Source organism: Candidatus Benthicola sp. (assembly GCF_058719085.1).
Map to the genome: position 1 here is coordinate 1 of NZ_JBZQEK010000105.1, position 7138 is coordinate 7138.

The following is a 7138-nucleotide window of genomic DNA, read 5'->3' on the forward strand; positions in this document are numbered from 1 at the left end:
CTGGTGACGTTCGAGGTGCACCTTCCCGAAGCCCGGTACGAGGATCCTGCCATGAGAGTGGAGTTCCACAAGGAGCTGCACGAGCGTCTCCGGTCGATTCCGGGTGTCGAGAAGGTGGCCGCCACCTCGTGGCTGCCCGCCGCCGGCCCGTATCACGACTGGGGCTTCCGCTACGAGACGGCGAACGGGGCCCAGGACTGGGAGGGCGCCCAGATGCGGATCATCGAGGGCGACTACTTCGAGACGATGGGAATCCCCCTGCTGGCCGGGCGCACGTTCGACGAGGGCGATGACGAGGACGGCCCGCCCGTGATGATCATCAGCGAGACGGCGGCGGGATCGCCTTCCCCGGCCAGGAGGCGGTGGGGCGCCAGTTCTACTCGGCCGACACGGTTCGGACCGTTGTGGGCGTCGTCCCGGACGTGGCCTTCGATGCCCGGGGCAGCCGGAGATCGAAGATCTACATCCCGCACGCCGAGTTCGGCGACGACCGGAACTGGGCGCTGATCCAGGCCGTGAAGACCGCCTCGGGGTTGGAACTCCTGCCGCAGATCCGGCGCGAGCTGGACGCCATCGACCCGCAGCTGGTGATCTACCGGGCCCGGACGATGGAGCAGGTACTGGGCCGGCACATGGAGACGGAGCGCTTCGCACTCACCCTGATGGGGATCTTCAGCGGCGTGGCCCTGCTGCTCGCCGCGATCGGCGTGTACGGGGTGCTGTCCTATTCGGTGAGCCAGCGAACCCGGGAGTTCGGAATCCGGATGGCGCTCGGCGCCACGGTGGGAGCGGTTCGCCGCAGGGTGCTTCTGCAGGGGGCCGCACTGGCCGGGATCGGTCTGCTGACCGGCTTGCTCGGGGCCCTGTGGATGAGCCAACTGCTTCGCAGCCTGCTGTTCGGCGTGAGCGTCACCGACCCGGCGATCTTCGCCGCCGTGACGGTCTGCATGGCGGTGGTCGCTTTGATGGCCGGTTACCTGCCGGCGCGCCGCGCGACCCGGGTCACTCCGATGCAGGCTTTGCGGGAGGAGTAGTACCTCCGGCTCATCCGGGAACCCGCGGTGTATGCGGTCCTGTCCGAACGACCGCACGACCCGATCCCGAGGTGAGCCCATGCTCCGTATTCCGACCTTCCTGACGGTCGCCGCCGTATTGGCCGGTGCGACCCTGCTTCCGGCCGGCGCCCTCGCCCAGGCCCCCGAGGTGGGCGGCACCCTGGTGGTAGTAAACAAGGGAGCAGCCTCCGCGAGCATCGTCGACGTCGCCTCGGGCGAGGTTCTGGAAACGCTGCCGACCGGCGAAGGTCCTCACGAAGTGGTGGTTTCCGACGACGGTTCGACGGCGGTGGTCACGGTGTACGGCGGGCGAACCGGCGGCAATACGCTCGCGGTGATCGACGTGCCCGCGCTGTCGGTGACGCGAACGATCGACCTCGGCGAGCATCGACGACCCCACGGGATCGCCTTCATGCCGGACGACGACTGGGTCGCCGTGACAACGGAGGCCAGCCGGCACGTGCTCCTGGTGAACGTCGCGACCGGCGAGATCGAGGCGGAGCTGCCCACCGAGGGAGACGTCTCGCACATGCTGGCGATCCCCGGCAGCGCGGACCTCATCTACACGAGCGACATCCGGGATGGGACGGTGACGGAGATCGAGGTGGCCCGGGGCGCTTCGGTGCGGAAGTTCGAGGTGCCGGTGACGCCCGAGGCTCTCGGCGTCACCCCGGATGGAGCCGAGGTGTGGGTCGGAAGCAACGACCTCGGCGTGGTCTCGGCGATCGATACGGAGAGCGGCGAAATCGTGCAGGTGCTCGAGGGCTTCGGCTGGCCGTACCGGGTCGTGTTCAGCGAGGACGGAGAGACCGTGCTCCTTCCGGACCTCGAGGGGAACGAGCTTCGCATCGTCGACGTCGTGAGCCGCACCGAGAAGGGGCGTCTGTCCTTCCCCGGTGCCGGCCCTCAGAGCGTGACGTTCTCGGCCGACGGGAAGTACGCCTTCCAGGCCCTTAGCCTGGAAGATCGCGTCGCCGTCATCGACCTCGACTCGGGCAGTGTGGTCGGATACCTGCCCGCCGGCCACCGGCCGGACGGGGTCGCCCATACGGCCAGGGTGGTCGGGTCGCCTTGAGATCGCTCAGCCCACCAGTACGGCATGGAGCTCGATGCGTCGCGGGAGCGTGCATCGGAGCGCTGTGTATACTCGCCGTACGCGGAGAGGCCCGCGCCCAGGCCTCGCATGCAATCCAGGCGGCCCCCGACCCGGTTCGCCTGACCGACGATCCGGACCAGGACCGCACTCCGGCCTGGTCGCCGGTGGCGGGGGCGCTGGCCTTCGCTTCTGATCGCGACGGCGACTGGAACCTGTACCTTCTCGATCCCCACATGGGAGAGTCAGCCCGGCTCACCGAGAATCCAGGGACGGACCGCTTCCCCGCCTGGAGCCCGGACGGACGTCGTCTCGTGTTCTACAGCGAGCGCGAGGAAGGCCCGGGCCTGTACGTCCTCGACGTCTTTCAGAGAACCGTGTCAAAGCTGGTCGACGTGGCTGGCAGCGAACCGCTCCCTGACTGGTCCCCGGACGGAGGCTGGATCGCGTACAACGACCCGGTGGATGGTACACCGCAGCTGCTCGTCGTCTCCGTGGTCGACGGCACCGTCCGGCAGGTGACGAGCGGACCGCACCGCAGCGTGTGGCCGCGCTGGTCCCCGGACGGCACTCGCCTCGCCTTCTTCTCGAGGCGGGACACGGACGGCGAAGACGACGAGATCTACGTCCTGGACCTGAACACCGGGGAATCGGATCGCATCACGAACCGGCCCGGGCACGATTTCTGTCCTGAATGGTCGTACGACGGGACCCGACTGGTGGTCGCGAGCATCGATGCCTCCGGCGATCGATCTCTTCGCATCATCGATCTGGAAGGACGGGAGGCGGCCCGGCTCGCAACCGGCTTCGCCAGGGTCACGGAGCCCTCATGGTCCGCGGACGGAAGGGTGATCGCCTTCGCCGCACGCGCCGAAGGCGAGGCGTACGACCTGTGGGAGGTTTCCGTTCCGGACTGACGCGACCCCGACGGGACGGGCCGACCGCGGCCAGGCGGTGGCCGATCGAAAGGCCTGCAGACCGCTACCCCTTGTAAAAACGTCGCGTTGATACATCGTTGTTCTTCGGAGGCTGCGTATTCGCCTGTGGGCACTCTTTCCCAGGAGACGAACATGCCCGCGAAGAAGCCTGCTGCGAAGAAGAAGCCTGCGGCGAAGAAGAAGCCGGCCGCCAGGAAACCGGCCGCCAAGAAGCCCGCAGCGAAGAAGAAGCCGGCCGCCAAGAAGAAGCCTGCGGCGAAGAAGAAGGTGACGGCCAAGAAGCCGGCGGCTAAGAAGAAGGTGGCCGCCGCCAGGAAGAAGGTGGCTGCGACGAAGACCGCCGCCAAGAAGAAGGTGACCGCGGCCAAGAAGAAGGTGGCTGCGACGAAGACCGCGGCAAAGAAGAAGGTCGCCGCGGCCAAGAAGACCACGGCCAAGAAGTCGACCGCGAAGAAGCCCGCGGCTAAGAAGCCCGCCAAGAAGTCGACCGCCAGGAAGCCGGCCGCCAAGAAGAAGCCGGCGAAGAAGAAGTAGCACTTCTTCCACCGGCCGCCGATGGCGGAGGCCCAGTTCACGAGAGCGCCCGGTCCCCCCGGGCGTCTCTCGTCCTACCTCGCGCCGAAGGAGCTACGCGCGCTCGCCGGCGGGATCCGCGAGCCGCAAACCGAACCCCGTGCGCCGGAACGTCGCCGCGAGCAGGAGCGAGAAGATCGGTCCGCCGTAACAGAACACCGCCCACGGTGCGTAGCTGAGCGTCGGCACCCCGAGCGTCGTGGCCATGAACACCGCCGATACGGTCCACGGCATCAGCGGTTCCGTGATCGTCACCGAGTCCTCGAGGGATCGCGACAGGTTCTGCGGAGCCAGCCCGCGGTCCGCGTAGGCACCCTGGAACATCTCGCCGATCACCAGCGCCGTGACCCCGCCGTGGCTGGTCAGCGCGATCATCGTCGCGCCGGCCGCCATCGTGGAGGCGATCAGTCCGAAGACGGAGCGAACGGCGGCCAGCAGCCGCCGAATGAGGAGGTCGAGCGACCCGGAAGCGTCCATCGCGCCTGCCAGCAGGAAGGCAGCGATCACCACGATGAGGGTATTCGACATCGAGTAGAGGCCGCCCCTCACCACGAGGGCCTGGAAGGCCGCCCCGAACTCGGGCGGATTCGCGCCGACCGCGCCCACGTAGTCGAGCTGGAAGCCGCCCACCGCGGCGCCAATCGCCTCCGGTACTCCGAATCCCTGCAACGCGACGCCGATCACGGCGGCGACGAGCGAGGACAGCGTGATTGCCAGCGCGGGCGACAGCTTGCGCACGATGCTCCAGATGACGATGACCGCCGGAACGAGGACCACCGGATTGAGGTCGTACACGCTCCGGATGTCCGCCTGGATACGACCCGCGGCCGCGGGCGCTGTGGCCGTCGGAACGGCCAGGTGGCGCGCGGCGAGCGAGTAGACGACGAGCGCCACGACGACCGACGGCACGGCCGTGTAGAGCATGTGGCGGATGTGGGCGTACAGCGGAGCCCCGGCTCCGATGGCGCAGATGTTCGTCGAGTCGGAGAGCGGTGACATCTTGTCGCCGAGGTAGGCTCCGGACACGACGGCCCCGGCCGTCGGCGCGAGCGGCGCCCCGAGCGCGGCCGCGGTCCCCATGAGCGCCACGCCGATCGTCCCTGCCGATCCCCACGACGTCCCCGTGCACAGCGACATGAGTGCGGTCGCCAGGAACGAAGTGAGCACCAGGTGGCGCGGACTCACCAGCTCCACGCCCCAGAAGACGAGATAAGGGATCGTTCCGGAGAGCACCCAGGTCCCGATCAGCATCCCGATCGAGAGCAGGATGAGGAGGGCGGGCAGCACGGAGGCCAGCTTCTCTCCCGTTGAGCGTTGGATGTCGTCCCAGGTCACGCCGTGGCGGGCGCCGACCAGTCCGGCGACCGCGGCCGAGGCGAGCAGCACGACGATGAGCAACTCGGGGCTGACGGACAGGAACGCCACGCCCGCGAGGAAGAGGGCGAGCATGGTGAAGATCGGGAGGAGGGCCTCCCACACCGTGAGCTCGCCGCGCGCCCGGAGAACGCTCAAAGGGAGGCCGACAGGGCCGAGTCGAGATCGTCGATCAGAAGGTCCGCGCCTTCCAGGCCCACCGACAGCCGGATGAGCCCGCGCGGGATGCCGCGCGCCTCCAGCTTCGATCCGTCGTCCCCGCGCTGGGGCGAGATCACCAGGCTCTCCACTCCGCCCCAGCTGACGCCGATCCGGAAGCGCCGCAGGCCGTCGATCACCCGGGTCACGTGCTCGTAATCGGGACGGGCGAGCTCGAAGCTGAACGTGCCGGTGAATCCGGACAGCTGACGTTCCACCAGTCCACGCTGCGCGGAGTCCGCCGCAAGCGCCGGGTGATGCACGCGGCGAACGGCCGGGTGCTCGTCAAGGAACGCGGCCACGCAGAGGGCATCCTCCTCGTGCTGCTTCAACCGGACCGGCAGGGTGCGGAGGCCGCGCAGCAGCAGCCACGCATCCGCCGGCGAGAGGATGCCGCCGTTCAGGAGAAAGGCGCGGTAGAAGATCTCTTCCATTCGCGCGGCATCGGAGATCACGGCGCCGGCGATCAGGTCGCTGTGTCCGCCCAGGTACTTGGAGCAGGTGTGCACGACGATGTCGACTCCGAGCGTGAGCGGCTTCTGGCACAGGGGAGTCGCCCAGCTGTTGTCGATGCAGGTGGTGATCCCACGCTCGCGCGCGATCGCCGTCACCGCATCGAGGTCGAGCACGCGGAAGGTCATGGTGCCCGGGCTCTCGAGCCACACGAGGCGCGTCTCCGGCCGGATCGCGGCCTCGACGGCGGCCGGGCCCAGGTCGAGCAGGAGGTCGTGCTCGATCCCGAACCGGCGCAGGTGCTCCGCGAGCTGAAGCGTGGGCCCGTAGGTCTGGTTCAGGAAGAGGACGTGGTCGCCGGCTGATAGCGTCCCCAACATCACCGCGCTGATCGCCGCCATGCCCGACCCGAAGCACTTGCACGCTTCTCCCCGCTCCAGGGCGGCGAGCTTCCGCTCCAGCGCCTCCACGGTCGGGTTCTGGCCCCGCGTGTAGACGTGGTGCCTGTTCTCCGACTCCATGGCCCGCGCCAGGTCCGCGAAGGTCGGGAACGCGAACAGCGAAGTTCGGACGATGGGGACGGAAGTGGGCGCCCCGTCGGGCATCGGCCCGTCGCCGGCGTCCTCGATGCAGGTCACCACGTCCTGAGGGTCGATGCGCATGCGGTATGATCCGGCCCGAATAGCGCCACCGTCAACTCCACCCGCGGACGCGCGCTCGACTGCGGAGTCCCCGGCCTCTGCGGTCCCGTCCCGTCTGTGCACGCTTGATCCCCGCTTGATGAACCGCCGGCAGGCTCGAAACGGAACGATCGCGCTTGGAATCGAAGGCGCGCCGTATTGGAAACCACGCCCGGAAGGGTGAAATGCGACTCACGGGAGGCAGGTTCTTCGTCTGGCTGCTCCGCCACCGGTACGGCGTCCTGGCCGTCAACATCCTGCTCGCTTGCGCGGCGGGTTACGGCGCCAGCCGTGTACCGGTCGACTACACGATGGAGCAGTTCTTCCCCGGCTTCGGTCCGGAGAGGGAGCGTTTCGAGCGATACAAGCAGACGTTCCCGAAGGAGGACACCCGCATCACCCTGTTCTGGGAGGATTCGGGGCCGCCGGGCCTCGATCTCCTCCACGGTCTCGCGACAGTCGCGGACATCTTCGAGGAGGCCGGGCTGTGGGACGTCCAGTGGCTCGGTAGCGTCGAGATCGCCTCCTCGGCCCGGGTGGACGGAGAGAGCGTCCTCGACGTCCGCCCCCTGATCGAGGCGGAGGGCGCCACGGATGCCTCCGTCCGCCGCGCCCTCACGGAGCACCGGTCGGACAGGCTGTTCAACGGCTTCCTGTGGAACGAAGATCAGAGCGCCTTCGCCGTGCACGGGACGCTGCCGCCGGACGTGATGGCGGACGACGCGGCCCGGAGGGAGGTCGAGGAGCGCCTGGAGGCAGCCATCGACGAGCTGC

At 68.4% G+C, this 7138-nt stretch carries 8 protein-coding genes; 6 read left to right on the forward strand and 2 right to left on the reverse strand.

Translation table 11 applies throughout. The features are described from left to right. The 5 genes from AC36XV_RS08485 to AC36XV_RS08505 all read left to right on the forward strand — a co-directional run. Positions 1–507 (forward strand): ABC transporter permease (locus tag AC36XV_RS08485; protein WP_492203254.1); only part of this gene is annotated, 507 nt, incomplete at its 5' end. Next, entirely contained in the window at positions 405–1034 is a 630-nt protein-coding gene (locus tag AC36XV_RS08490) for an FtsX-like permease family protein (RefSeq protein WP_492203255.1), read from the forward strand. The genes AC36XV_RS08485 and AC36XV_RS08490, both read left to right, overlap by 103 nt. Before the next feature lie 79 nt (positions 1035–1113). Further along, positions 1114–2130 carry a beta-propeller fold lactonase family protein gene (locus AC36XV_RS08495; protein WP_492203256.1) on the forward strand — a complete coding sequence of 339 codons (1017 nt, stop codon included), beginning with the start codon at positions 1114–1116 and terminating at the stop codon, positions 2128–2130. Then, a complete protein-coding gene (locus AC36XV_RS08500; protein ID WP_492203257.1) occupies positions 2127–3065 on the forward strand; it encodes a hypothetical protein in 939 nt (312 codons plus the stop codon). The genes AC36XV_RS08495 and AC36XV_RS08500 overlap by 4 nt, the downstream gene beginning before the upstream one ends. Positions 3066–3218: 153 nt before the next feature. After that, a complete protein-coding gene (locus tag AC36XV_RS08505) occupies positions 3219–3620 on the forward strand; it encodes a hypothetical protein (RefSeq protein ID WP_492203258.1) in 402 nt (133 codons plus the stop codon). 93 nt (positions 3621–3713) lie between these two features. Here the strand turns inward: AC36XV_RS08505 and nhaC are convergent, their stop codons facing one another. Together nhaC and AC36XV_RS08515 are read right to left on the reverse strand one after the other, a co-directional pair. Then, positions 3714–5171 (reverse strand): Na+/H+ antiporter NhaC, encoded by a 1458-nt coding sequence (gene nhaC / locus AC36XV_RS08510; protein WP_492203259.1) that lies wholly within the window; start codon positions 5169–5171, stop codon positions 3714–3716. After that, positions 5168–6346 carry a trans-sulfuration enzyme family protein gene (locus AC36XV_RS08515; RefSeq protein WP_492203260.1) on the reverse strand — a complete coding sequence of 393 codons (1179 nt, stop codon included), beginning with the start codon at positions 6344–6346 and terminating at the stop codon, positions 5168–5170. The genes nhaC and AC36XV_RS08515 overlap by 4 nt, the downstream gene beginning before the upstream one ends. Before the next feature lie 203 nt (positions 6347–6549). On the opposite strand from AC36XV_RS08515, the gene AC36XV_RS08520 reads away from it, so the two are divergent. Continuing rightward, on the forward strand, positions 6550–7138 hold a 589-nt coding region (locus AC36XV_RS08520; protein WP_492203261.1), incomplete at its 3' end, for a hypothetical protein.

Bases quoted from the DNA above. Each gene is read 5' to 3' on its own strand.
- AC36XV_RS08495 (WP_492203256.1), top strand. From the start codon at position 1,114: ATGCTCCGTATTCCGACCTTCCTGACGGTCGCCGCCGTATTGGCCGGT.
- AC36XV_RS08505 (WP_492203258.1), top strand. From the start codon at position 3,219: ATGCCCGCGAAGAAGCCTGCTGCGAAGAAGAAGCCTGCGGCGAAGAAG.
- AC36XV_RS08515 (WP_492203260.1), bottom strand. From the start codon at position 6,346: ATGCGCATCGACCCTCAGGACGTGGTGACCTGCATCGAGGACGCCGGC.